The 23888-nt window shown below is 50.8% G+C and carries 23 protein-coding genes and 1 other annotated feature; of the genes, 14 read left to right on the forward strand and 9 right to left on the reverse strand.

All coding sequences use genetic code 11. The annotated features are described in order from the left end of the window. Positions 1-23: 23 nt before the first annotated feature. Positions 24-236, reverse strand: coding sequence for a hypothetical protein (locus EIZ37_RS15670; RefSeq protein ID WP_134685704.1), 213 nt, complete (start codon positions 234-236; stop codon positions 24-26). Between the two features lie 125 nt (positions 237-361). On the opposite strand from EIZ37_RS15670, the gene pdxR reads away from it, so the two are divergent. The 4 genes from pdxR to EIZ37_RS15690 all read left to right on the forward strand — a co-directional run bounded on the left by pdxR (position 362) and on the right by EIZ37_RS15690 (position 3717). Beyond that, positions 362-1813, forward strand: coding sequence for a MocR-like pyridoxine biosynthesis transcription factor PdxR (gene pdxR / locus EIZ37_RS15675; protein WP_134685705.1), 1452 nt, complete (start codon positions 362-364; stop codon positions 1811-1813). Between the two features lie 63 nt (positions 1814-1876). Further along, on the forward strand, positions 1877-2476 hold the full coding sequence (locus tag EIZ37_RS15680) for a TetR/AcrR family transcriptional regulator (protein ID WP_134685706.1): 600 nt from the start codon (positions 1877-1879) through the stop codon (positions 2474-2476). Positions 2477-2496: 20 nt separating this feature from the next. Further along, positions 2497-2958, forward strand: coding sequence for a DUF2269 family protein (locus tag EIZ37_RS15685; protein ID WP_134685707.1), 462 nt, complete (start codon positions 2497-2499; stop codon positions 2956-2958). A 33-nt stretch (positions 2959-2991) separates the two neighbouring features. Next, positions 2992-3717 carry a class I SAM-dependent methyltransferase gene (locus EIZ37_RS15690; protein ID WP_134685792.1) on the forward strand — a complete coding sequence of 242 codons (726 nt, stop codon included), beginning with the start codon at positions 2992-2994 and terminating at the stop codon, positions 3715-3717. Between the two features lie 9 nt (positions 3718-3726). Here the strand turns inward: EIZ37_RS15690 and EIZ37_RS15695 are convergent, their stop codons facing one another. Both EIZ37_RS15695 and EIZ37_RS15700 read right to left on the reverse strand, forming a co-directional pair. Next, on the reverse strand, positions 3727-4248 hold the full coding sequence (locus EIZ37_RS15695) for a hypothetical protein (RefSeq protein ID WP_134685708.1): 522 nt from the start codon (positions 4246-4248) through the stop codon (positions 3727-3729). A 123-nt stretch (positions 4249-4371) separates the two neighbouring features. Beyond that, a complete protein-coding gene (locus EIZ37_RS15700; RefSeq protein WP_134685709.1) occupies positions 4372-5511 on the reverse strand; it encodes a M20 family metallopeptidase in 1140 nt (379 codons plus the stop codon). Between the two features lie 288 nt (positions 5512-5799). On the opposite strand from EIZ37_RS15700, the gene EIZ37_RS15705 reads away from it, so the two are divergent. The 3 genes from EIZ37_RS15705 (at position 5800) to trpS (ending at position 10908) form a co-directional block, all read left to right on the forward strand. Further along, entirely contained in the window at positions 5800-7224 is a 1425-nt protein-coding gene (locus tag EIZ37_RS15705; RefSeq protein WP_134685710.1) for a YfcC family protein, read from the forward strand. A 70-nt stretch (positions 7225-7294) separates the two neighbouring features. Then, positions 7295-9373 (forward strand): sigma-54 interaction domain-containing protein, encoded by a 2079-nt coding sequence (locus EIZ37_RS15710; RefSeq protein ID WP_134685711.1) that lies wholly within the window; start codon positions 7295-7297, stop codon positions 9371-9373. A 66-nt stretch (positions 9374-9439) separates the two neighbouring features. After that, positions 9440-9711 (forward strand) — a binding site (T-box leader). Positions 9712-9909: 198 nt separating this feature from the next. After that, the gene (trpS, locus tag EIZ37_RS15715) at positions 9910-10908 is read left to right on the forward strand and encodes a tryptophan--tRNA ligase (protein ID WP_134685712.1); all 999 of its coding nucleotides are present in this window, start codon (positions 9910-9912) and stop codon (positions 10906-10908) included. Positions 10909-10949: 41 nt separating this feature from the next. On the opposite strand, the gene EIZ37_RS15720 is transcribed toward trpS, so the two are convergent. Beyond that, positions 10950-11357, reverse strand: coding sequence for an acyl-CoA thioesterase (locus EIZ37_RS15720; protein WP_134685713.1), 408 nt, complete (start codon positions 11355-11357; stop codon positions 10950-10952). 256 nt (positions 11358-11613) lie between these two features. Between EIZ37_RS15720 and EIZ37_RS15725 the strand changes: the two genes are divergently transcribed. Together EIZ37_RS15725 and EIZ37_RS15730 are read left to right on the forward strand one after the other, a co-directional pair. Then, positions 11614-12144, forward strand: a complete 531-nt coding sequence (locus EIZ37_RS15725) for a GNAT family N-acetyltransferase (RefSeq protein ID WP_134685714.1) — start codon at positions 11614-11616, stop codon at positions 12142-12144. Positions 12145-12324: 180 nt separating this feature from the next. Further along, entirely contained in the window at positions 12325-13035 is a 711-nt protein-coding gene (locus EIZ37_RS15730; RefSeq protein ID WP_134685715.1) for a DUF421 domain-containing protein, read from the forward strand. A 27-nt stretch (positions 13036-13062) separates the two neighbouring features. Here EIZ37_RS15730 and EIZ37_RS15735 read toward each other — a convergent pair whose 3' ends face one another. Next, positions 13063-14019: a DNA-3-methyladenine glycosylase family protein gene (locus EIZ37_RS15735; protein WP_134685716.1), complete on the reverse strand. Its 957-nt coding sequence runs from the start codon at positions 14017-14019 to the stop codon at positions 13063-13065. 114 nt (positions 14020-14133) lie between these two features. After that, the gene (locus EIZ37_RS15740; protein WP_134685717.1) at positions 14134-15054 is read right to left on the reverse strand and encodes a proline dehydrogenase family protein; all 921 of its coding nucleotides are present in this window, start codon (positions 15052-15054) and stop codon (positions 14134-14136) included. Positions 15055-15247: 193 nt separating this feature from the next. On the opposite strand from EIZ37_RS15740, the gene EIZ37_RS15745 reads away from it, so the two are divergent. The 3 genes from EIZ37_RS15745 (at position 15248) to EIZ37_RS15755 (ending at position 19395) form a co-directional block, all read left to right on the forward strand. Further along, a complete protein-coding gene (locus tag EIZ37_RS15745; protein ID WP_134685718.1) occupies positions 15248-16930 on the forward strand; it encodes a sigma-54 interaction domain-containing protein in 1683 nt (560 codons plus the stop codon). After that, positions 16920-18089: a winged helix-turn-helix domain-containing protein gene (locus EIZ37_RS15750; RefSeq protein ID WP_167568919.1), complete on the forward strand. Its 1170-nt coding sequence runs from the start codon at positions 16920-16922 to the stop codon at positions 18087-18089. Before EIZ37_RS15745 ends, EIZ37_RS15750 begins: the two co-directional genes overlap by 11 nt. A 61-nt stretch (positions 18090-18150) precedes the next feature. Next, positions 18151-19395, forward strand: coding sequence for an MFS transporter (locus EIZ37_RS15755; RefSeq protein ID WP_134685720.1), 1245 nt, complete (start codon positions 18151-18153; stop codon positions 19393-19395). On the opposite strand, the gene EIZ37_RS15760 is transcribed toward EIZ37_RS15755, so the two are convergent. Both EIZ37_RS15760 and EIZ37_RS15765 read right to left on the reverse strand, forming a co-directional pair. Then, positions 19370-20551 (reverse strand): PQQ-dependent sugar dehydrogenase, encoded by a 1182-nt coding sequence (locus tag EIZ37_RS15760; protein ID WP_134685721.1) that lies wholly within the window; start codon positions 20549-20551, stop codon positions 19370-19372. The two genes, EIZ37_RS15755 and EIZ37_RS15760, sit on opposite strands and share 26 nt — an antisense overlap. 123 nt (positions 20552-20674) lie before the next feature. Then, positions 20675-21301 (reverse strand): PilZ domain-containing protein, encoded by a 627-nt coding sequence (locus EIZ37_RS15765; protein WP_134685722.1) that lies wholly within the window; start codon positions 21299-21301, stop codon positions 20675-20677. Positions 21302-21445: 144 nt separating this feature from the next. On the opposite strand from EIZ37_RS15765, the gene EIZ37_RS26005 reads away from it, so the two are divergent. Then, positions 21446-21616 carry a DUF5325 family protein gene (locus EIZ37_RS26005; RefSeq protein ID WP_167568921.1) on the forward strand — a complete coding sequence of 57 codons (171 nt, stop codon included), beginning with the start codon at positions 21446-21448 and terminating at the stop codon, positions 21614-21616. Here EIZ37_RS26005 and EIZ37_RS15770 read toward each other — a convergent pair. Further along, positions 21611-22675, reverse strand: coding sequence for a tetraprenyl-beta-curcumene synthase family protein (locus tag EIZ37_RS15770; protein WP_134685723.1), 1065 nt, complete (start codon positions 22673-22675; stop codon positions 21611-21613). The two genes, EIZ37_RS26005 and EIZ37_RS15770, sit on opposite strands and share 6 nt — an antisense overlap. 189 nt (positions 22676-22864) lie before the next feature. Here EIZ37_RS15770 and EIZ37_RS15775 point away from each other — a divergent pair, with 189 nt between their 5' ends. After that, the gene (locus EIZ37_RS15775; RefSeq protein WP_134685724.1) at positions 22865-23881 is read left to right on the forward strand and encodes a TAXI family TRAP transporter solute-binding subunit; all 1017 of its coding nucleotides are present in this window, start codon (positions 22865-22867) and stop codon (positions 23879-23881) included. Positions 23882-23888 lie beyond the last annotated feature (7 nt).

Here is a 23888-nt window from a genome sequence, read left to right on the forward strand (position 1 = left end):
GAATTTTTGTCATATGAAATTCCTTAAAGGAAACGGCTGTATTTCGCTTGTTTTTTCATTCGTTCCCGATCTTGATTCGATAATCGTTCTTTCCCGATGGCGTGCTGAAAAAACTGCTTGAACGAAATCGGCTTCACTTCTTCCATGTCGGTCGCGGAAGACAAGTCTTGATCGAAAATGCTGGTTTGCGTAAATCCTTTCAAAGCGTTGTGGATGGTTTCCTTTCTTGCGGACATTTCGCTGATCACTCCCCTTTTCCTTGGTTTACGGATGGCCCCTGTCTAGGTTTCATGGGGGAGCGTATATCTTTGTGTTACTATGAAAGGAAAGCAGTGAATAACATGGCTCAGGTGATAAAGCAATGATCCAAATCGACTGGAAGCCGGATAAATCGCTTGCGACTCCGGTATACATCCAAATCAAGGATTTTATCAAGGAAAAAATCGAGACCGGTCAATGGACGGTAGGCACGAGAATTCCTGCCCAACGCGCGCTCGCCCAGCTTTTTGGCGTTAATCGCAGTACGGTGGTGCTTGCTTGCGAGGAATTGATCGCCGAAGGGCTTTTGGAAGGAAAGAGCGGACAGGGGACACGCGTGAAAAACAATACATGGTCACTCCTCTCCTCCGCTCCTCCTCCTGACTGGAACCAATACATAAAAAGAGGGGCACATCAGCCGAACCTGCCAACAATTCAGGACATCAATCGCTGGGAACCCCTCCCCCATATCATCCGTCTGGGCACGGGCGAACCGTCGCCTGAAATATTTCCGCAGGAGCTGATGGCTCAGATACTCCACCGCCTTCCCGCGAAAATCCAGTCGCTTGGCTATGAAGAAGGAAAGGGATTATACCCATTGCGCGAAGAGCTGAGCAAGCATTTGCAATCAATCGGAATTGCCGCTTCTCCCTCCTCGATCATGATCGTATCCGGTGCCTTGCAAGCACTTCAACTGATTTCAATCGGTCTTTTGCGGCGCAACTCCACCATCCTGTTGGAAAAACCGTCTTATTTGAAATCGCTGAATCTGTTTCCTTCCTCCGGGATCAACATGGTCGGCATCCCGATGGACGAATACGGCATCCAGATTCCTTTCGTGAAGCAGCAGAAAAAAAAGCACAACGCTTCCTTGCTTTATACCATTCCTTCCTTCCATAATCCGACTGGCACCGTCATGAGCTTGGAGCGGCGCAAACAGTTGCTGCAGGCATGCGAAGAAGGACAGCTGCCGATTATCGAGGATGATGTGTATCGGGAGCTTTGGCTGGATGAGCCGCCTCCTCCGCCATTAAAAGCAATGGATAAACACGGAACCGTCCTCTATCTGGGAAGTATTTCCAAAGCGCTGGCTCCAGGACTGCGCATCGGCTGGGTAGCAGGGCCCGAGCCCGTCATCGATCGGTTGGCGGACATCAAGATGCAGACAGATTACGGCTCCAGCTCTTTGTCCCAGTGGGCAGTAGCGGAATGGCTGGCCAGCGGGATGTATGACGTGCATCTGGCGAACATGCGTGATGGTCTGCGCCTGCGCAGGGATACCATGCTTGCGCTGCTGGCTGATGAATTTGCAGGAATCGCTGAGTGGACCAAACCCTCCGGCGGTTTTTATATCTGGCTGCAGCTCCCTGCTGCCGTTTCGTTGCGGGAGCTTTTTGAAGCAGCCTTACAAGAAGGCATCCTGCTGAATCCGGGCAATCTCTACGACTCGCTAGCCGTGAGTCATCTTCGCCTGTCTTATTCCTACGCCTCTTTGCCGGATATGGAAAAGGGGATCAAGAAATTGGCGGAGATTGTTCGGCACATGGTAAAGTGAACTTTACAAACCAACGGTCGGTATTTATAATTAAAGCAAACAGTAAATACGGAGGGTACATCCTTGAAGCAAGAAGAACGTAGACAACAGACCACTCAGCTCATCCTCGAATCGACCAAAGCGTTAATCCAGGAAAAAGGCTGCCATTCCATCACCATGAAAGACATCATGGAAAAATCGGGGTTATCAAAGGGGGCGATCTTCCATTACTTAAAAAGCAAGGACGAGATATTTGCCTGGGTACTCCAGGAGCGGCTCGCCCAGATCAATGAACGTTTCTTGCAGGAAGTGGAGCACGGCAACAAGACGTTTGCCGGACCCATGCAAGCCATTTCCGAGAGCCTGCATGCTCTGGAGGATCCCGACGACGTGACCAATCGCGTCTTGATGTATTTGCTGGGAAAAGAAGATCAGCCGGTGGTCGCTGAAGCGCTCCGGCAGTTTTATGCGCAGTCAGTCGCCTTTTCCAAGGAATGGATTATGGCCGGCCAGCGTCATGGGGTCATTCCGGCATCCGTTGATACCGATCGGACTGCTGAGCTGTTCGTCCTGTTATCGATCGGTCTGCGCGTTCGCTCGTCTGTTCCGATCATTGATTCGTCATCCTTTCAAGCCCGCGACTTTGCTTCATTCATAACTTCAGTTTTACAGCCCCCTCAATAAAAAAACGGGAGTGAGATGGAATGTCATTGTGGCTTCTCGTGCATCTGCTTGGTGTGGTATTATTTCTGGGCAATATTATCACTGCCGCTTTTTGGAAGGTCCGGGCTGATCTGCAGAAGGACCCGGCCATGATCCATCGCACCGTGAAAAATGTCATGCTGGCCGACTACGTCTTTACGCTTCCCGGCCTGGTTCTCATCACGGTATCCGGGATTGTCATGGCTATCAAAGCCAACCTGCCCATGTCAGGACTCAATTGGCTGACGCTCTCCCTGCTGTTGTTTGCCATAAGCGGCGCCATTTGGCTCGCGGTGCTCCTCCCGTTGCAGCGTGCCATGATCCGGCACAGCGCACAATCGATGCTCAGCGGAAAGCCCTCCAGCGCCTATGAGCGGGCCTCTCGCCATTGGGCGATCTACGGCATTGCCGCTACACTGCTGCCGGTCATCATTCTGTATTGTATGGTGACAAAAAGCTTTTGATTTTTCCGGAGAAACCGATCCTGGAGGCTGATGATGAAATACTGCGGCTCGCAATTTTACGATAATGACGAAAACTTTCAAAGCTACCAAGAAAGAAGAAGTCAACAGGAAAACGCAAACGACACCTTGGAAAAGCCGGTCTTTTTGGAAATGCTGGGGGACGTAAAAGGACTGCGCATCCTCGATCTCGGCTGTGGGGATGCAGCTTTTGGCCGCGAATTGCTGGCTCGCGGCTGCAGTCATTATACCGGTGTGGAAGGCTCGAAAAACATGATGCAGGCGGCTGTGAACAATCTTGCGGGAACTACGGCTGAGGTGATCCATGAAACACTCGAAAAATGGGACTTTCCTCCTCAGCGGTACGATCTGGTGATCTCTCGCCTCGTATTGCACTATATTGAGGATTTGGCTGCGATTTTATCCGGTGTATACCGCACCTTGCGTCCAAACGGCCGGATCGTCTTTTCGGTCGAGCACCCCACGATCACCTCTACCTTGCAGCCATCCGGCACGCGCGCCAATTGGATTGTCGATCGTTACTTTCACACAGGTTATCGCGAGCAGCAATGGATGGGCGGGCAGGTGTTCAAATACCACCGGACCATTGAGGATTACTTTTTGCTGCTGCAGCAAGCCGGATTCCGGGTCGAGGCGCTTCGGGAGTCCCGGCCACAGCGCGAAAACTTTCTCCATGAGGAAACTTATTTGCGCCGCATGCGGATTCCGCTCTTTCTGTTTTTGGCGGGAACAAAGAGCTAGCGGCTATCGCTATTGATTTGGGACATGTCCGTGAATGACGCCTTCCCACCTCTCATCTTGGGCTTCACGGTCCTCGGTGATATTGCGCCAGCTTTGAAGTCCAACCACTTTCCACGTCCCGTCAACCGGCTGGAAATGGATACTGACATCATGGATCGCGGGTTTCCCGTTGTTCATTACCGTGATCTTTGCACGTCCATTTACCCAACCATCATGGGAAGTAATCGTCAAATCATGATAGTCCATGATATACGTTCCCTGGCTGCGCTCGTTTTTTACCCGCTCCACCCAGATCGCCTTGGCATCTTCATAGGAGATTTTCACTTCTTCATCAATGATCCCATCAAAATAATAGAGATAATCAAACGCCTTCTCTTCTTCCCCCGCCATCAAGTGCGCAAGAAAAGAGGAGGCATTTTTCTGCCCTTGTACTTTCCCAATGATACCGGGCGGATCCAGGATGTAATCGACAGAAAAGAACCCCAAGAGAATGACGGCGCACACCAGCGCCATACCGACTGATTTCCTCATGCAGACTGCCTCCCATTCGTTCTCTTGTTAGCTAAGACGAATGAGCAAATCCGTTCGTTGTTAGAAAAGTGAAAAAGAGAGCAGGAACGGACAGGTTCCTCTCTCTCTTTTTTGTGCTTGCCACTACAGCTGCAATATCAGATTGGCAAATAAAGCCGCTCTCTCCGGAAGGGAATCGGCCCGAATATGCTCGTGCTCTGCATGCAGCCCTTCCCCTTCCGCTCCAAGTCCGTCCAAAGTAGGCACTCCCAGCGCTGCTGTAAAGTTCCCGTCGCTGCCCCCGCCGACAGAAGCCTCCTGCAGTTTCATGCCGAGCTCGGTGGCAACTGCGCAGGCTGCTTGGTATAGAGCCTCGGTCGTCTCGGTACGCACCATGGGGGGGCGATTCAATTGCCCGCTGATTTCCAGCGATGCTCCTTGCAAAATCGGTTTCATGCCCAAAATCGCCTTGCTGATTCTCTCCGCTTCCTCCATAGAGGAGACCCGCACATCGATGTGTGCCTCAGCATGGTCCGGTACGACGTTGGTCCGGCCGCCACCCTGAATGATCCCGACATTAACGGTTGTCCCCTTTTCGTAATCGGTCAATTCCTGCAGCATCACGATCTGTCTCGCCAGCTCTTCCACCGCGCTGACCCCTTCTTGATGATGGTTCCCGGCATGCGCCGTGCGTCCGTGGACTTTCAGGGTGAAGATGCCGACACCTTTGCGTGCTGTTTTGAGAGCGCCTGTATGTGCTTCCGCGGGCTCCATCACCAGCGCATACGCACTTTTTCCCGCTTCCGTCTCAATCAGCTCCCGAGAAGAGGGGGACCCGATTTCTTCATCGGAATTGCATAGAAATACGATCTGTTTCTGTGGGGACAACCCCATTTCTCGCAGCGCCTTCAATCCCCACAACGCTATTATGATCCCGCTTTTCATATCCAGGATGCCGGGCCCGTATATCTTGTCTCCCTCCACCCGATAGCGCAAGCGCCCTTGGTCCCATACCGTATCAAAGTGGCCAAGGATCAGGATTTGCTCGTGGGCATGCCCGTACGTAAATTTCAAATGATCTCCTGTCTCCGTTTGCGGGTACACCTCGGGCTGCAAACCCAAATGCTTGTGAAAAAGCTCCTGGAGATATTGCCCGCATTCGTCCACGAGGCGCTTCACATTGGAAGGCGAATCCTTTTTCACAAATTGCTCCAAGTCAGCTACCATTTCGTCGCGATGCTGGTGCAGATACTCGCTGATTTGCCTGTTGGTTGTCTCGTTCATCTGTATCGTTGTCTCCCTTGGTGGTTATATAGAGGAACCTATTCTGTCTTCCCACCCATTCTGACTAGCAAAAAGCTTGCCAACCGATTTACAGGAAGAGATCAGGAATAGGATCCTTTTTGGTTGATTTTTAGGATAGATAACCAGCCAAAATAACCAATTTCATAACCAAAAACTGCATATGCTGCGGTAAAACAGAAAGAATTCTTGGTTTATTGTTTTGGCACGGTTGTTGCAATATTTTAAAAATTACATTAGCCTTAATTCTCAAAGGGGGATACATCTCACATGCAACCAGTGATTACCGAGCCTGTAAAGAAAAAGAGATTTCCGCAAATCGATGCCTATGTCCTCATTTTTTTCATCCTGGTCGTCTGCGCGGTCGCTACCTATCTGGTGCCCGCCGGAGAGTTTGAGCGTGTAAAAAATGGCGATGTCACCATTACCGTACCAGGCAGCTATCATACGGTGGAATCCAATCCTACCAGCTTCAAAGATTTGTTTACCGCCATACAGGAGGGAATGGTGAAAGGGGCGCCCCTGATTTTCCTCATCATGTTTACGAGCGGTGCTCTGGCTGTGCTGGAGAAAACCGGTGCGATCGACGCGTTCCTCAGAAAGGTGGTCATCAGCAGCAAAGATAAGCTGCTCTTTTTGATCATTCCGGTCTGTTTGGTGTTCTCCGCCTTGGGCACGGCTGGAATCATCGTCAACTCTGTCATCGCGTTCATCCCCTTGGGAATTGTCATCGCCAGAGGCTTGAAGCTGGATGCGATTTTTGGCGTTTCCCTGATTTATCTGGGAACCTATGCGGGGTGGAATGTCACCATCATGGCTCCACAGACGCTAGGTTTGTCCCAGCGCATCGCAGAGCTGCCGCTTCTGTCTGGCTTTGGCTTTCGCGTAGTCATTTATCTCGTCTTTTTGGCTGTGACGATTGGCTATATTTACTGGTACGCTACGAGAATCAAGCGAGATATTACTAAAAGCGCGCTTGGCTCTGAGATCTTCCCGAATTCGCTGGGCGAAAACCAGCTCGATCTGGTCAGTGCCGATCTCCGTCTGACTGGGCAGCAAAAGCTGGTATTGTGGTTTTCCGGCTTGTCTCTCATCGCCTTCATCGTATGTACGCTTACCCTAAAATGGAGCGAAAACGAAATGGCGGCGCTGTTCATCTTCATCGCCGTCGGTGCCGGCATCATCGTGCGCATGAGTGCCAATGAAATTGCCAAAACCTTCATGCAAGGCTGTCAAAAGCTCGTATACGGGGCCCTGATCGTCGGAATGGCCAGAGCGGTGATCATCATCCTGGAAAACGGCATGCTGCTGGATACGATCGTCAACGGACTGGCTACCCTGCTGGCTCCATTGACTCCGGTTACCGGAGCATTGGGCATGTTCATCGGCAGTGCCGCCCTCCATTTCCTGATCTCCTCCGGCTCCGGGGAATCGGCGATGCTCATGCCGATCTTGGTCCCGCTGGCTGATTTGCTGCACATCACTCGACAAGTCGCGGTACAAGCGGTCATGTTTGGCGAGGGTCTGGTCAACTGCATCAACCCGACATCCGGCGTATTGATGGCGATTTTGGCCACGACCGGCATTTCTTATGGAAAATGGATTCGCTTTATCCTCCCGCTCATCGGCATTTGGTTTGTCTTGGGATGCGTCTTTTTGATCATCGGTGTCTCGATCAACTGGGGACCTTTTTAAATAAGGGCTGACAGAGCGACGAAAAAGAGAGATACTTATCAGAAACTGCATGCACCAAGGGGGGAGACGTATGGAGAAGCCAAGCATCTTGCTTGTGACCAAAAGTAAAAAGGTTGGCCAAACCTTTGCACGGAACCTACGGACCTACTTCGGCTCTCAAATCGACATCTATCCCTTTTTGGAAAACGATCCGATCAAGGAAGACCTACTGAATCTGGTAGGTCTTGTTCTTGTTTCCCAAGAGGATTTGCTGGAGGGCCTGCCGAGAAGAAAGGAAAGCATCCCTATTCTCGTAGCCCGAAGAAACATCGAGATGATCAAGCTCGTCCCTTTGATGGATTTGAACGCGGGCACCACCTGTCTGTTTGTCCAAAATGACTGGATAACAGCCGTGGAATCGATCGAATTCCTGCAGAGATTGGGCTTTGCCCATCTGGAGTTTGTTCCCTACGCACCCGGCATGAAGCTTTCTGAAGCGCAAATGAGAAGCATCGATGTAGCCATCACCCATGGCTGGCCGGAGCTGGTCCCTCCTACTATCGAGCAGGTGATCAACCTGGACAATCGGCCCATCGATCTGACTACCATCTTTGATATCGCCCAGCACTTTCGTCTTTCGGTGGATAAGGCCCATTTTTATACGGCTGATTTTTTCCGCGATTTTGTACAGCTCGGGCGGAACCTCTCCATATCGGTCAACAATGAAAAACAGCTCAAGAAAAAGCTGGAGTCGATTCTGAATGCTGTGCATGAAGGCATCATTGGCATCGACGATGAGAACCGGATCACTTTTTTCAATGAGGATGCCGGTAAAATTCTGCGCGTGGATCCTGCGGAGTGTGTGGGCAAAACTTTGCAGGAGGCAGTTCCCGAGTTCGCCTCCCATGATGTGCTGTACTCCCATGGCGAAGTGACGAACCATCTTTTGCAGACCCGCCATCAGTTTCTGCTGGTGACCAAGATCCCCATGATGCTGGAGGACAAATGGCTGGGGGAAGTCGTGACGTTCCAGGACGTCACCAAGGTCCAGCAGCTTGAACAGGAGATCCGAAGAAAAAGCGTCCAGCTCGGACTGACTGCCAAATATGATTTCCACCACATCATCGGTGCAAGTGACGCCATCCTCTCCAGCAAGAAAGTCGCCTGCAAGCTGGCAAACAGTGATTATACCGTATTGATAACCGGAGAGAACGGGACGGGAAAAGAAGTGTTCGCCCAGGCCATTCATCAAAATTCCAGCCGCAGGGACATGCCCTTTGTTCCGGTCAATTTTGCCGGACTGACGGAAAGTTTGGCCGAAAGCGAGCTGTTTGGCTATGAAGAGGGCGCTTTTACCGGAGCGAAAAAAGGCGGAAAGGTCGGGCTTTTTGAATTGGCTCATAACGGGACGATCTTCCTTGACGAAATCGGTGATGCGCCGCTGAGCATCCAAGCCGCCCTCTTACGGGTTTTGCAAGAGCGGCAAGTCATGCGCGTGGGGGGAAATCGCGTCATCCCGGTCAATGTCAGGGTGATAGCCGCCACCAACCGGAATTTGCGGGAAATGGTCCAAAAGGGGACCTTTCGCGAGGATTTGTATTACCGGCTAGAAGTGCTGCCCCTGCATGTCCCCGCCTTGCGCGAGCGGCGCGGCGACATCCTGCTTTTAATCGATCATTTTCTGGAGCTGAAACACAGGAAGCTGATCCTGTCTGACGAAGTGAAGGATATCTTGCTGCATTACAGTTGGCCGGGGAACATCCGTGAGCTGGAAAATGTCGCGCACTATCTCACAGTCATCGTGGAAGGAAATCAGGTCGAGCTCCGCCATCTTCCCGAACGCCTGAGAAATGGATCGATTGGCGACAGCCAGACCGAAGAGAACAGAGAGATGGAGCAGCTCATGATGCTATTGCATCGCCACGGGACCCAGGAAGAGTATGCGGACATTCTGGAAAAGCTGTGGATATGCAGTAAGCGGGAAGAGCGCATCGGACGTGGCACGCTCAACGCCATGCTTACCCGTCCGTTGACGGAAGCCCAAATCCGCACCAGGCTGGATGCCCTGAAACGCCACGGCTTCATCTCCGTCGGCCTGAAAAAGCAAGGCATGCAAATCACCGCGCTTGGTATCGAGGTGTTGCGCAGGCTCAAGCAGGAACAAGCATAAAGATACAATTTATGTAAGATCCTTGCCAGATTGCTGGAGCTGTGATAAATTATCGGAAATCCCATATGTACGGCAATGACAAAGAAGAGTAAGCACAAAAAGGTCACTCCAGAGAGCTGATGGTTGGTGCAAATCAGTGTGAACGTTGTGCTGAATGGGCTTTGGAGCCTCCAAACCGAAAAGCAAAGTAGGCTTTGGCGATCAGTCTCATCGTTACAGGAGACAGGTATCGAGGCAGCTGTTGATTTCAGCAGCATGCATTCCGTACTGGGTAGAGTGAGCTTGTTTTTGTGCAAACGAGCTAATGAAGGTGGCACCACGGGTTCTCCGTCCTTTTTTGAGGATGGAGGACCCTTTTTGCGTAGATAAGAATTTATAAAAAATGCTTATCTACATAAGTGCAACTAGGGCTCCGCCAAAACGCTGGCGAAGCCAAGTTTTCTAAATTTCAATGGGAGAAAGGAGAGTGGCAGCCATGGCTGATGGTTGGTGGCGAAGCAAGCGAAGCAAGGAAAACAAAAAATGGAGGGATTTTGATGAGTAGCAAACCGATTTTGACATCCGGCATTCGACCAACAGGTGAAATCCACCTTGGCAACTATTACGGAGCATTGAATAATCTCGTCGAGCTGCAGCAAAGCTATGAGGCATACTTTTTCATTGTCGATATCCATTCACTGACCACCCATCCGAATCCGGAGCATCTGAGCCGTAATGTCCTTGAAGTTGCCCGAAATTACCTAGCGGCAGGTCTGGATCCGGAGCAGTCCACCTTTTACACGCAATCCAGCATCGCTGCGGAGATCTGTGAACTGCACACCTATCTGAGCATGGTCATGCCTCTGGGCGATCTCATGCGCTGCCCTACCTTTAAAGAAAAAGCGAAGCGGCATCCTGACAATGTCAATTATGGGCTGGTCGGTTATCCCGTCTTGATGACCGCCGATATTTTGATTCATAAAGGCCGCATCGTCCCGGTTGGCGAGGATCAGCTGGTGCATCTGGAGATTGCCCGGACGATCGTCAGACGATTCAATCAGCTGTATGGAGAGGTTTTCCCGGAGCCCCAGCCGGTCGAAGAAAATGCTGTGCGCATCCCTTCGCTGAATGCACAAGGCAAAATGAGCAAATCCGACCAGGCTGATTCCTATATCAGCATGGGAGATGAGCCGGATGCGGTACGGCAAAAAATCCGCAGAGCCTTCTCTGACCCGACCCGCGCCTACAAGCATCAGCCCGGGAATCCGACCAAGGAAGGCTGCAATGTGTACCATCTGCACAGCTATTTTACGGATCCAGCCAAACTCGCGGAAACCGCTTACAAATGTAGACGTGCGGAAATCGGCTGTGCCGAATGCAAGACGGTATTAGCTGAGTCCATTCTGTCATTGGTTGAGCCTTTTCAAACAAAACGGGCTGGGTTAGCGGATGACTACGTGCTGGAGGTGCTGCGTCATGGCGGGAGAAAAGCAAAAGAATCCGCGGGCAAGGTAATCGCAGAGGTACGCGAAGCCATCGGACTGCGCATGTTTTGACTAGGCAGTACTCCCTTGCCGGCTAAGGCAAGGGAGTTTTTTTATTCCTGTTGATGTTTCACCAATTCAGCTGCCAAATCCTCCGGTACGGCGATCGCGCGTCTCTCTTTGGCATCCATCATGACCATCGTGAAATCGGCATCCGCGGCCAATTCACCATTTTCTTTATAAATTTCCTGGTGCAGCACAAAGCTCTTCTTGCCTATCTGACCGGCTGTCGACACGATCTTGATCCGCTCCATCAAGCGCAGCTCTTTTCGGTAATTCAGATTCAGATTGACGACCACCGGCAAAATCTGACGGCGGCTCAGCTCCTCCCAGGTAAAACCGGCAAGGCTGATCCATTCGAATCTTGCCCATTCCATATACTCGAGATATTTCGCATTATTGACATGTCCCAGTGAATCGAGTTCAGTTGAACGCACTGTGTGCTCAAAAACATAAGCCATCCCGCATCCCCACTTTCCATCCGTATGATGCTAGTATAAATCAAATCAAGATGTGAGTGAATATTCATTCATTAACTTTTTCTGTTTTTCTCCCTGATTCCTTTATAATGAAGCGAAGAAGGATTTTCTGGAAGGAGATGCAGACGATGAGCTATCCAACGCTTGAACCCGTACTCCCACGAGCACGCCGTCGTTATCTGGATGTGCTGGACGGACTGAAGGAGGAAGAGCTGACCATGCGGCTCGGACCACGCCCATGAACATGACGCTTACCGGCAAACGAATCACGCTCACGACTCTCACTCCAGCGGACTTCTTTTCGGCGCTTGATGTATACAACAGCAATCCTGCCTACAATGAAGCCACGCTCGGGACTCCTGACCGCACCATGCAGGACCTGCAGCTTGAATACGAGACATATGCCCCGATTCCCTCTTCCCATTGGCTCGGGATATGGACAAAAGAACGCATGATCGGCCTCACTCACCTGCTGATCGAAAATCCGCATGATCAAAAAAGCTGGATCGGCCTTTTGTTGATCCATCAGGACTGGCAGCGTCAAGGATATGGCCGAGAAGCATTAGCCCTTCTCGAAAACCATGTACAGGAGATGAACAGAGATTACCTCCACACGGGAATTTTGGCTCAGGATACCGCTTCCCTGCACTTTTTCGGGACAAACGGGTACGAACAGTATCGACAGATTGAGGGTACTTACGGGCAGCTAATCCAACCGATTCTCATGCTGGTTAAGCCAATGAACGATTCGGCTTTTTCTTTAAGCTAACCGCGCCAAACCAGTCAGAAGGGGCTGTCTCGCATAGGGTTCATGCGTCGACGGAGTAAGGCCTATTCTGCAAAATAAAAATCTCGGGGAGCCACTCTCCAAAAAGGAATCAGGGCAAAATTCCCAAAGTCCTTCAATGGAATGTCAGGGAGTTGGAAAAGCTATTCCTGGGTGATGAATATGCATGTGTATATCGATATCATGGCGAGAACAGTCTCGGCGCTTCTGGCTTTTTTACTGATAGCGAGATTTCTTGGCAAGCAAACCGTTTCCAACATGACTTTTCATGATTTTGTTTCCGGTATTACGATGGGAGCAATTGCAGCGAATTTTGCCTTCAATGAAAAAATCCCGATCATGCATTTCGTTACATGTCTAATCATTTTTACCATCATTTCGTTCGTTTTTTCCTGGATGTCATTAAAAAGTCACCGTGCACGAAAATGGATTTCCGGTACACCCACCGTCGTCATTGATCAAGGGAAGATCATGGAGGAGAATATGAAGACCATCAAATATACCCTTGATTCGCTTACTCAATCGCTCAGAGAAAAGGATATTTTCAATCTGGAAGAGGTCGAGTACGCCATATTGGAACCCAATGGAAAGATCTCTGTAAAGAAGAAGCCTGAGTACCAGAATGTCACCAGAAAAGATCTCAACCTTCCATTTCCCCCAACATCCGCCTTTCCCATTGAGCTGATCATGGACGGACAGATTATGGAAAAGAATCTCAAAGAAAACGGGATTAAGCGGGAATGGCTAGTCAATCAAATCCATGGAAACGGGAAGAACATTACAGACGTGTTTTATGCCGTCAAGGCTTCCAACGGGCGTCTCGTGTTTGATTATTATCAAGATCATCTTTCTTCCCCGATCGACCAGGAATGAGGATACAAGCCGAAGTGGTCCATGCGTCTACTTCGGATTTTTTTGTTTCATCATCTCCGCAAAGGCCGATTCACCTCGCCGAACGGCGCCGACTGCCTCCCAGATGTACAGCGAGACATAACTGCGCCAAGGCATCCAGCTCTCCCCGATCCGCAGCATCTGAGGCTGATCCGGTTTTTCCGCAAGGCCATAGACCAGCTGCATCCCATTGCGCAGCCCAATGTCTGCAACCGGCAGCAGATCGGGTCTCCCCAAGCCAAACATCAACAGACACTCGATCGTCCACCGTCCGATCCCCCGCAATGGCAGCAAGTATTCGATCACTTCCTCATCGGTCATCTGCTCCAGCCGTTCCAGCTCAACCCTGCCATCTGTCACCGCACGGGCAAAATCGATGATATACTCGGCCTTCCGCTGGCTGAACTGCAAGGGACGCAGCTGCTCGACCTCCAAACGGGCTACAGCCTCCGGGGTCGGAAAAACAAGATATTCCTCGCCGGTCTGATCGGTTACGCTATCCCCTGCGAATTGCAACAGGCGAACGGTCAGGGTATTGGCAAAGGTCAGATTCAGCTGCTGGCCAATGATGTTCACGATCATTGCCTGAAACAAGTCCGGGATCAGCAAATATTTCAGTCCGCGAAAATAGGCAGCAAGCGGCTGCAAGTGCTTGTCATGCTCCATCATTGCATAGAGCGGCTGCAAATCGACACCCGCACTAACCATGTGGCTGACCGTTTTTTGCAGCTCCACCTGTTGAGCAGGGGTCAAATCCTGCTCTGTCGAGACGGTGAGTAAAGGCTGCTCCGTGCTGCCAGCAAATTGAAAAGTGACCACGTGCGAACGATTCCCGACCCGCAGTGCTCGCCGCATCCGTCCCGCTTCCGGTTCGATGCGCAGCTGGGCGTCAGGATGGGTTTGCAAACGGTACAGCAGCCGTTCAAATGAGAATGGTGGTTTTAGTGGGATATCAGCAGTAAACATCCAATTCCTCTCCCTTGTTTCCGGTTTCAATCATACAGTTATTTCCAGACTAACAGTCCTTTGCCCAAAAGAAAAGCGCACAACGAATTTCCTTCGTTGTGCGCGGGGAAGAGCCTATTTGCTGAACATGCCTTTCAAGACGAACATCACGTTGGCCGGGCGTTCTGCGAGACGGCGCATGAAATAGCCGTACCAGTCGTTGCCGTATGGCACATAGACACGCATCTTGTAGCCTTCCTTGGCCAATTCGATTTGCGATTGCATCCGGATCCCAAACAGCATCTGGAATTCAAACTGAGTGCGCGGAATATTGAATTCCTTTTCCAGCTTTTTCACATAGTCGATGATCTGATCATCATGGGTTGCGATGGCAGCATAGTTTCCGTTCAGCAGATGCTGTTTGATAATCTTCTTGTAATTTTCATCTACATCCGCTTTGTTAGGGAAAGCTACTTCCGGTGACTCTTTATAAGCCCCTTTTACCAGACGCAGATTCACGCGTGTGTCCTTCAGGTCCTCGATGTCCTGCTCCGATTTGTACAAGTATGCCTGAATAACCGTTCCCACGTTATCATAATCCTTCAACAGCTCATGCAAAATGTCGAGCGTCACTTGATTGTGGGCGTAGTCCTCCATATCGATACGGACGAAAATGTTCCCGTTTTTCTTGGCGGTATCCAGGATACGGCGCATGTTGTTCATGCACAGATCCTTGCTGATATCCAGACCGAGGGATGTCATTTTCAGGGAGAGATTGCAGTCTACACCGGATGCATGGATCGCCTCCAGCGTCTTGATGCAGTAATCCGCGGATTCATTGGCTTCCTCTACGCTAAAAACGAATTCTCCGAGATGGTCGAGCGTGCAGACGAGACCTTTTTGATTTAATTCACGCACCGATTTGATGGCGTCATTGATCGTCACGCCGGATACGAACCGGCTCGCGCCAAAACGGAGACCCCATTTTTTCGCCGCTGCGTTCAATGTTTTGTTTTTGGAAAGGAACAGGAAAAAATCCTTCAGTAGTTGTTCCATGATACCTATGTCTCCTCCTCAAATGCTTGTCTGTCACTATTCAAGCATAAATCGTGCCAAAGATACGCACTGGCTCGGATCGGGATTGGCCACGTCTCTTCCTGCTGACATCTTTACATATATGTACAAGAGTTGTTCAATTTTGTACACTTATGATTAAGAGCTTGGTACCTTTCCATTAGGATGTGATGATTTGAATCCGTTATTCTCTTTATATACACGCGTTAGCACATTTGCCAGCCCACTGCAGTCCGAGCAGATTAAGATATGCAGCGACGGCACATTCGGTGTTTGCCTGAAAAACGGCACCATCGCCCATGCCCTCTCGCTTCCCGAAGAAGCCACCGTAGCGGATGCCGTCCAGCTCGCCCTCGCTCATCCCGACGATCTTTATGTAGTGACCATGGATGAAACGAATCAGCCCAAAGGCCTTGTGACGCTGTCCACACTGCTTGCCATCGTGACGGAAGTGTACAGCAATCAGGCCGTGCTGCTGGATACGCTGCTTGCCACCATGAGCGAAGCTACCACCATCGTGGACAAACAAAACACGGTCCTTTATTGGAATCCATCTGCGGAAAAGATCTATGAGATTTCACGCGAGGATGTAGTCGGCGTATCGCTGGAGACCCATTTTGCCAGTGACTCGATCCGCCTGAAAGAAGCCCTGTCAGAGGGGACCATCCTGCAGCGTGTTTATCATGTGCCCAGGCCCGATCGTCACGTCTTGATCAACACCGCCCCTGTCCGGAAAAACGGGGAGATCATCGGTGCCCTGTCGATCGAGCAGGATATTACGGAGCTGGTCCGCCTCAATCAGGAGCTGGCGGACACCACCGCCCATCTGCAAACGCTAAAGCAAGAAATGAGCCGTTTTCAAGCGGGCGACGATCCTTTCTTTACGATTAAGGGGCACTCTGCTGCCATCCAAGCTGCGATTCAGACTGCGAAAAAAGTGGCCCAGACGGATGCTACCGTGCTGCTCTTCGGGGAAAGCGGCGTCGGAAAAGAACTGTTTGCCCAGGCCATCCATCAAGCCAGCCGCCGCCGTGATCAGCCCTTTGTCGCCATCAACTGCGCGGCCATTCCCGCCGCCTTGTTTGAAAGCGAGCTGTTTGGTTATCAGGGAGGCTCGTTTACCGGTGCCGAGAAAAAAGGAAAACCGGGGAAGCTGGAGTTGGCCCACGGCGGTACGCTTTTCCTCGACGAAATCGGAGAGCTGCCGCTGGAGCTGCAGGTCAAGCTGCTGCGCGCCTTGCAGGAACGGAAATTTTATCGGGTGGGCGGAACCGAACCGATCACTGTCAATACGCGCATCGTGGCCGCGACGAATCGCGATCTGGAAGAAATGGTCGCCCAAGGGCGTTTTCGGGAGGACCTCTTTTACCGCCTGAACGTGTTTTCGTTGGAAATCCCTCCGCTTCGCGAGCGCAAGGAGGATATCCTGGAACTTGTCCAAATCTTTATCCACGAGTATTCCATTACGCATGAGCAGCCTGTCCCGCGCATCAGTCCGGAGGTCATGCAAATGCTCTATGACTATGCTTGGCCGGGGAATATCCGCCAGCTGCGCAATGTGATGGAGCGCCTGTCCATCTTGCAGGAGGGCGGGGTGATCTTGCTCGAACACCTGCCTGCGTCCATCCGCGCAGAACGGACGGAGCGGCAGCATGAACCGCTCACCCCTCTGTCATTATCCGCCCCACGCCTGATGCCGTTTCTGCCGGAGGAAAATAAAATGAATGAAAAGGAACGGATCCTTGCTGCGCTTGAGCGTACGTATGGCAATAAAAAAGCGGCTGCCGATATGCTGGGCATCTCACGCGGCACGCTCTACAACAAAATGAGAAAGTATGGGATTGAGGATGAAAGATAAGGGACGATCTTTTTGTGAACAGCTTCGTTTCTATCCAGAGGAGTTCACCGTACAGTGCAATGGGGAGTCGGTGACACTCCTTCCCAAAGAATACGCTTTGTTTGAATATTTGTTCACTCATGCCAATCAGACTTTTTCCCGCGTGCAGCTGCTTGATTCCGTCTGGAGCATGGAAGAGCCGACTGATCGTACGGTTGATGATCATATCTATCGATTGCGCAAAAAATTAATGCCATGGGAAAGCTGGATTCGCATTGATACGATTCGCGGATACGGGTATAAGCTTGCTGTAAAAGTCTCTCCGCCTCCAGTGGCACCACTGCTCTATGATCCGGAGACCAATGCGTACCTGGAAAAGCTGATCGGCAAATACCACGGCTATGGCATGGGGGCTGCCTTGCAGACCCTGGCCGCCAACCAATCCGTTCTCGGCCTGAAAATCCCCCCTTTTTATGAAGTCTATACGCGGTTCGTCAGCGGTGATTTTCACTGGATAGCCCAGACCGATTCATTGACCTTCTGGGAAAAATCGTGTTACTTGCTTAACCTGTACACGCAGATTCAATTTGACGCTGAGCAAGCGCTCTATTATTGGCAGCAGGCCGCAAAATCGAAGCATCTGTTTCCCGAAGAGTGGCAAAAAGAAGTGGAATTGAACATGTTCACTTTGTATATGGAGACGGAGCGTATCGAAGAAGGCCGCGCATTGCATGAATCCATTCGCGAGCTTGTCTTTGGGATGGATTCGCCCAGCTTCCGGTTGTTCTGGTATGTCCACCGCCTCTACCTGGCTATCCTTACCCATGACCGTCCACTTGCAGAGGATACGATCGCATCAACCGAACGATTGCTTCAAGAACATCCGGTGCAGCGTGAGCTGGGCTTGTATACCATTGCAAAAGGGCTCTGGAAGTATCATCAGCAAGAACAAAACGAAGCGAGACATTTCCTCGGAGAAGGGGTGCGCATTTTACAGCAGACGCAATTCGTCCCCCACCTGTTAACCGGCATTCATCATATTCTCCATTATTTGCGCAAGTACCGGCTTGATGATGAGACATTGCGCACTTATGAGAAACTGTGGCGCAATTTGCAAGAAAAGTACAACTTGCCCCAGTTGGAGCAAATCATAACATCCATTCTGCGGACACATCTCTGATATTCCTCTGATATTTCTCCTATACGATGGATAGAAAGCAACGTATAAGGAGGAGCTACCCGTGCTCTTGAAAAATCGCGTCTTCGCCCGTATGTTTGCCGCCTACGGTCTCTCCACGCTTGGTTCGTGGTTCGATTTTATAGCCGTCTCCATTCTGTTGGGCTATGTATGGCGAGCCGATGCCATGACGATCGCCTTTCTCCCGCTGGTCTACTTTGCTCCCGCGATCCTGCTGGCGCAAATCGCCGGGATATACGCGGATCGGTGGAACAAGCTGCAGCTGATGATCGTCACGGACGTCATTCGCAGTGTCTTAACCATTCTGATGATCATGGCTGATGATCCGGTTACCCTGTATGCATTCATTTTCCTGCGGGCTTGCGCCACCGTTTTCCATACGCCAGCCCACCAAGCGCTGACCCGCCATGTCGTCCCCGGGGATCAATTGCTGCAAGCCGTCTCTTGGAACGGCACCGTGTTTCAGGCGGGGAAAATTTTCGGGCCGCTTTTGGGAGGAACGATCGCATCTGCTTTCTCTCCGCTCATCTGTCTGGTGATCAATGCGGCCACCATGCTCGCTTCTGCCGCCTTCCTTTTGTCGATCGGGAAAATCAAAGAGGAAGCAGAAGGACAACCGGAAAAAGAAACGAAGCCGCGATTCCGGGATGCCTGGAAAGAAGGCTGGCAGATCATACTTCGCAGTCGCATCCTTTTCTCCAGCACCCTGTTTTCCTTGATCGCCTTGTTTTCCATACAGCTGATTGACGCCCAGTTTGCCACGATCTTACGCGAAAAAGCACCTGGTCACCCCGAGCTTGTCGGCTGGGTCGTGAGTGCGATCGGCACAGGGGCTATGCTGCCGATGCTCGTGATGACCAAGCGCAAGGAAATGAGCGCATATGGCTGGATGTTAGGCGGCGGCATCTTTTTGATCGGACTGCTGTTTAGCTCGTTTGGCTTGTATCAGCCGCAATGGGGCCATTACCTGCTGCTCGTTGGCTCCTTCATCGGCGGAATCGGAACGGGTCTAACTTTTGTTTGCAGCAACTACGTTCGGCAAAAGGAGACCCCCAAGGAAGCCATGGGTCGTGTCACGGGCATTATTGAGTCGCTGAGCAGCTTTGTCTTTATGATCGCGCCGCTGCTGGGCGGAGGGCTCATCACGATGATCGGCGTGAGCAGCACCTTTATCATGATTGGCGCTGTCATTACCTTGATCGGGTTCGCAGGCGTCACCCTGCAGAGCTTCATCTGGGGTAGACGCGAAAAAAACCCGGAACCTATGGATTCCGGGGTATCAGCCTGATGATTTTATCGTCACCTTCACGCACATCGCCGCGGCCATCCCGATTGTTGGTCAGTAGATAGACCGAACCATCCGGCCCCTCTACCACATCACGAATGCGGCCATAACGATCATGGTAAAAAACAGCAGTCTCTGGCACTTCACTCGCTTGCGGCGATGGCTCTATCGTCAGCACCTGCTGACCCGCGAGGTTGGCCACTAGCAGACGTCCTGCCCAAGGTCCTTTGGTGAGGAACGTCATACCGGATGGCGCCCACGTATTCTCCCCGCTATGAATGAGCGGGGGCGTTTTTCCTGTTTCCTGTTCATCTCCCTGGACGTTTGGCCAGCCGTAATTGGCGCCAGGAGAGATGATGTTGATCTCGTCGTGGGCAGACTGGCCATGCTCGGAGCTGTATAGCCTCCCATCGCGCGGATTCCAGGCCAGTCCCTGTGGATTGCGATGGCCGTAGCTGTAGATCGGAGAGCCGGGGAAAGGATTATCTGCAGGGATCCTGCCATCGGTGGTGATCCGCAAAATTTTCCCAGCCAGACTGGACAGATCCTGGGCCAGCTGTCGATTGCCCGCATCTCCCGCCGTGATGTACAAGTATCCGTCCGGGCCAATCTTGATCCGCCCGCCATTGTGGATCGTATGGCCAGGAATGCGGTCGAGCAATACCTTGTCAATCTGGGCCTTGTTGTTTTGCTCACGCAGTCGCAGCACCCGATTGTAGATTCGCCCTCCTGACTGGTACGTATGGTACACATACAGATAATGATTTTGGGCAAATAACGGGTCTACCGCGATTCCCAGCAGTCCTCCCTCCCCCTGGCTGATGAAGGGAGCCGGGAAGGCAATGACCGGATCCGGCAGCAGCTTGCCCTCCGCGATGACACGTACCGTACCCGGTCTTTCGGTAAAGAAAAAACGCTGATCAGGGGTAATTGCCAATGACCAAGGAACCTGTAAGCCGGAAGCTGCCACTACGGGGCGGTACGGGATATCCGACTCATTCAACTGCCTGGGAGCTGCTTCCCGCGATTGTGTCACCGTAGCATCGCTAACCATCTCTGCTGATTGCATCGAGCTTTGTGGTGATGCCGCATCACAGCCCATCCCGATGACTAGAAAAAACATGGTGACTGCCAGCATCTTCATCTTTCTCCTATCCATCTTCCACACCCTCCTATCGCTTTCATTTTCTCCCGAGCGCTTAGAAAAACTTGGCTACGCCAATCGGAAAGTTATTACTTTCTGATTTACCAAAAGGAAAACCACACCAATTTTCCGGTGTGGTTATGCGTTCTCATGGGCTGCCCTTCTATTCAGTTCTTCCAACTGCCGCTGGAGCAAATATTTTCGTAAGACAAGCAAATTTTTTGAATTGATTTCAATGATCCTGCAACCGTAGAGATAGCTGCCGCCTTCTTCTTTTATATGCAAGATCTCAAGCCGAGCATTCACGACGCCATCATCGCGGTTTTTGCCATAGAGCTCCATGTAGAATGGCATCACCGTCTTCACTTTCAACTTCTCATTGTAGCGAAAAGCCAATCCACCCAGACTGACGTTAATCACTTCCACCATCGGATCGATCAGGGGATGTTTTGCCGGATCGCTCTCTGGCAGACGAATCCAGCCGTCGAATGAAACGTCAAAGCGGGGATAGCGCCTCCGTTGCTCTTTGAATTCGACAGCGGTAGGCGAATGGAAGATGATTAATCGATGCGCATCTCTCGCCAAAATGACCCCTTCGAAATTATTCATTTGCTCGTAATTTCGTGTAATCATGCACGGAATCGGGTCCCCAACGGAAAAATCAATCTCTTCTTCAAACACGACCTCGAGCAGATCGCCTTCCTCATAAGTGACCTTTCCCTCGTACATCTTTTTTCCGCGCTTAATCTGTAGTATGCTCTCCATCTTTCTTCCCCCGCATGAAATTCTCGACTCTCACATACCAGGATGACTGTACCATGCTATTCCACCAAATCAGGGAATCCAAACAACACTGCCGCAAAATAAGGTATAATAAGCTCACTGCTTAAGAGGAGGTTGAACAACCATATGTCTACGTACCAATGGGTTACCCTTGCCCTCGCCATCGCCGTGGCAGCTTGTGTTGTCGCGATCGGCATTTTCATCGCTGAAAAAAGCGTAATCGGCATTATCGCATCCATCATCGGCACCGTTTTCTTTTTCGGCGCTGGTTTCCGCTACAAAAAGAAACATTCATAATGAACGGCGGACAAGCAGGCTGCTTACATAAAACAAAAGGGCCGGCACACTGCGCGCCTGACGTAGCAGCTCCCTTGCAACCGTATAGATATCGGATTGCTTGCGATTCACTTTCCGATCCGCCAAATACAATGCCACGAGTCCATCGACGATCATCCGATGAAAGGATGCATTCGGCAGCTTTGCCGCATGATTTTTTGCTTGCGCGACAAAGTATTGCAGTCGGGTGATCGCCTCGTCGGACGAGGTATAATAGCTGACAAAATTCAAATCTCCCCCGAGCCGATCCTCTTCCAAGTCAATCAGATAATCCAATAAGATATGTAATCCACATACCCAGGGAAAATAAGCATTACACACCTTTTGCACGTTTTCCTCTGCCAAATGCTCCGCTGTAGCCATGGTAAACAGGGCAAAGATGCCAATCGTAGAACCGGTCACGGCTGAAAACTCCTGCCAATAAATCTCCGGATACCGTTCACGGTACTGGTTCCACCAGGCTAGGAGATGCGGTTCCCGATCCGGCTTGGCAATATGCTTGTACACTTGCAGATCGCTATATAGTTTGGAAAATTCCAGGACTCTTTCCTGTATCATCGCATACGAGGGCAGCTGCTTAATGTGATGCTGGCAGGTTGTCACCAGCTCTTGCAGGTATCCGCCGTCGTTTTTTTCGGTCCGATAGAGATAATAATCACGCAAGGGGGCATCCGGAGTCAATGCATCCTGCATGGAACGGTGCAGTTGGCGGAAATCCTCGGGATCCAGCGATGTGCTGCGGTCGCAGAGATTATCCAGATAATCACTGATCGTCTGATAGGCCACGATCAGCGGCACCAGATCCTTGGCGTGGACAAGCTCCTGTGCGGCATATACGACACCGCCTTGCAGATGAAATTTTTTGGTGTCCATGCTGGCCAGCGCCTGTTTGCGCAACTCTTCATCAGGGATATCGCCTGCTCGCTTGTACCAAGACGAATATTCTTTCTCCATGATAGGCTTTATGTAACGAAACACTCTGTACAGCAGCTGCCATGGATGACGAATCTCCTTCCCCATTTCGTAGGCGCCTCCTTTGTTATGTATACCCTATGGCTTGTTATGAGATAGCTATATAGTACCATACCTTGTACCTCTCATTCTCCCCAAGCAGTTCAATCTAAAAACTTTTTATAGATTTTTATAGGCTTTCATGTAAAAATTATATAATGTACAAATTAGATTTATAGAAGAAAAGGGGGATTAACCGTGAAAAAACGCAGTTTATTTGTTTCACTCGCACTTCTCCTCAGCATGTCGCTCCTCTCAGCTTGTGGCGGCGGTGGCGGACAGCAAAACAATGCCGGCGGCGGCGGTGGAGAAGCACAGCAGCCAGCAGCATCAGCAAACGATCCGAAGCAGTTGATCATCGCAACCGGCGGTACTGGTGGTACATACTACCCACTTGGCGGCGGAATGGCTGATCAAATCACGAAAAACGTGGGTGTGACAGCTACTGCTCAATCGACAGGGGCATCTGCTGAAAACATGCGCCTTATTCGCGATCAAGGTGCTGACATCGCTTTCACACAAAGCGATATCGCTGAATATGCGAACAAAGGTACAGCGATGTTCGAGCAAGACGGCAAAATTGAAACATTCCAAGCCATCGGCGCTCTCTACAACGAAACGATCCAGATCGTTGTTTCTCCTGACAGCGGCATCAATACCGTTGCTGATCTGAAAGGAAAACGCGTATCCGTTGGGGCACCTGGAAGCGGTACCGAAAAGAACGCTGAGCAAATTTTGGAAGCTTATGGCTTGAAATTTGAAGATGTTCAACTGCAGCGTCTTTCCTTCGCAGACTCTGCGAAAGCAATCCAGGACGGTCAGCTTGATGCAGCTTTCCAAACAGCAGGTACACCTACAGCTGCCATCACTGAGCTCGCTGCTACCAAAGGGGTTAAAATTATCCCGGTTGACGCAGACAAAATCGATGCGATCATTGCGAAATATCCTTTCTATACAAAAGACACCATCCCTGGCAATACCTATCAAACCGTTAGTCAAGATGTAACAACCGTTGCGGTAAAATCCATGCTCGTTGTGCGCTCTGACCTCAGCGAAGATCTCGTTTACAAGATCACCAAATCGATCTATGAAAACGTAGATAAGCTGGGCCACGCGAAAGCAAAAGAAATCAAACTGGAAAATGCTCTTTCCGGTGTAAGCTTGCCTGTTCACCCAGGTGCGAAAAAGTTCTTTGATGAAAAAGGCGTGAAATAAGCTTACG

The sequence above is a fragment of the Brevibacillus migulae genome (assembly GCF_004521915.1).
Taxonomy (GTDB): Bacteria; Bacillota; Bacilli; order Brevibacillales; family Brevibacillaceae; genus Brevibacillus_F; species Brevibacillus_F migulae.

Excerpts from the sequence above, each read along its gene's own strand:
- EIZ37_RS15705 (WP_134685710.1), top strand. The coding sequence starts at position 5,800 with ATGCAACCAGTGATTACCGAGCCTGTAAAGAAAAAGAGATTTCCGCAA.
- EIZ37_RS15750 (WP_167568919.1), top strand. The coding sequence starts at position 16,920 with ATGAAAGATAAGGGACGATCTTTTTGTGAACAGCTTCGTTTCTATCCA.
- EIZ37_RS15725 (WP_134685714.1), top strand. The coding sequence starts at position 11,614 with ATGAACATGACGCTTACCGGCAAACGAATCACGCTCACGACTCTCACT.
- pdxR (WP_134685705.1), top strand. The coding sequence starts at position 362 with ATGATCCAAATCGACTGGAAGCCGGATAAATCGCTTGCGACTCCGGTA.
- EIZ37_RS15770 (WP_134685723.1), bottom strand. The coding sequence starts at position 22,675 with ATGGGGAAGGAGATTCGTCATCCATGGCAGCTGCTGTACAGAGTGTTT.
- EIZ37_RS15670 (WP_134685704.1), bottom strand. The coding sequence starts at position 236 with ATGTCCGCAAGAAAGGAAACCATCCACAACGCTTTGAAAGGATTTACG.
- EIZ37_RS15685 (WP_134685707.1), top strand. The coding sequence starts at position 2,497 with ATGTCATTGTGGCTTCTCGTGCATCTGCTTGGTGTGGTATTATTTCTG.
- EIZ37_RS15700 (WP_134685709.1), bottom strand. The coding sequence starts at position 5,511 with ATGAACGAGACAACCAACAGGCAAATCAGCGAGTATCTGCACCAGCAT.
- EIZ37_RS15765 (WP_134685722.1), bottom strand. The coding sequence starts at position 21,301 with ATGGAGAGCATACTACAGATTAAGCGCGGAAAAAAGATGTACGAGGGA.
- EIZ37_RS26005 (WP_167568921.1), top strand. The coding sequence starts at position 21,446 with ATGTCTACGTACCAATGGGTTACCCTTGCCCTCGCCATCGCCGTGGCA.
- EIZ37_RS15710 (WP_134685711.1), top strand. The coding sequence starts at position 7,295 with ATGGAGAAGCCAAGCATCTTGCTTGTGACCAAAAGTAAAAAGGTTGGC.
- EIZ37_RS15690 (WP_134685792.1), top strand. The coding sequence starts at position 2,992 with ATGAAATACTGCGGCTCGCAATTTTACGATAATGACGAAAACTTTCAA.
- EIZ37_RS15735 (WP_134685716.1), bottom strand. The coding sequence starts at position 14,019 with ATGTTTACTGCTGATATCCCACTAAAACCACCATTCTCATTTGAACGG.
- EIZ37_RS15720 (WP_134685713.1), bottom strand. The coding sequence starts at position 11,357 with ATGGCTTATGTTTTTGAGCACACAGTGCGTTCAACTGAACTCGATTCA.
- EIZ37_RS15695 (WP_134685708.1), bottom strand. The coding sequence starts at position 4,248 with ATGAGGAAATCAGTCGGTATGGCGCTGGTGTGCGCCGTCATTCTCTTG.
- EIZ37_RS15760 (WP_134685721.1), bottom strand. The coding sequence starts at position 20,551 with ATGGATAGGAGAAAGATGAAGATGCTGGCAGTCACCATGTTTTTTCTA.
- EIZ37_RS15730 (WP_134685715.1), top strand. The coding sequence starts at position 12,325 with ATGCATGTGTATATCGATATCATGGCGAGAACAGTCTCGGCGCTTCTG.
- EIZ37_RS15740 (WP_134685717.1), bottom strand. The coding sequence starts at position 15,054 with ATGGAACAACTACTGAAGGATTTTTTCCTGTTCCTTTCCAAAAACAAA.
- trpS (WP_134685712.1), top strand. The coding sequence starts at position 9,910 with ATGAGTAGCAAACCGATTTTGACATCCGGCATTCGACCAACAGGTGAA.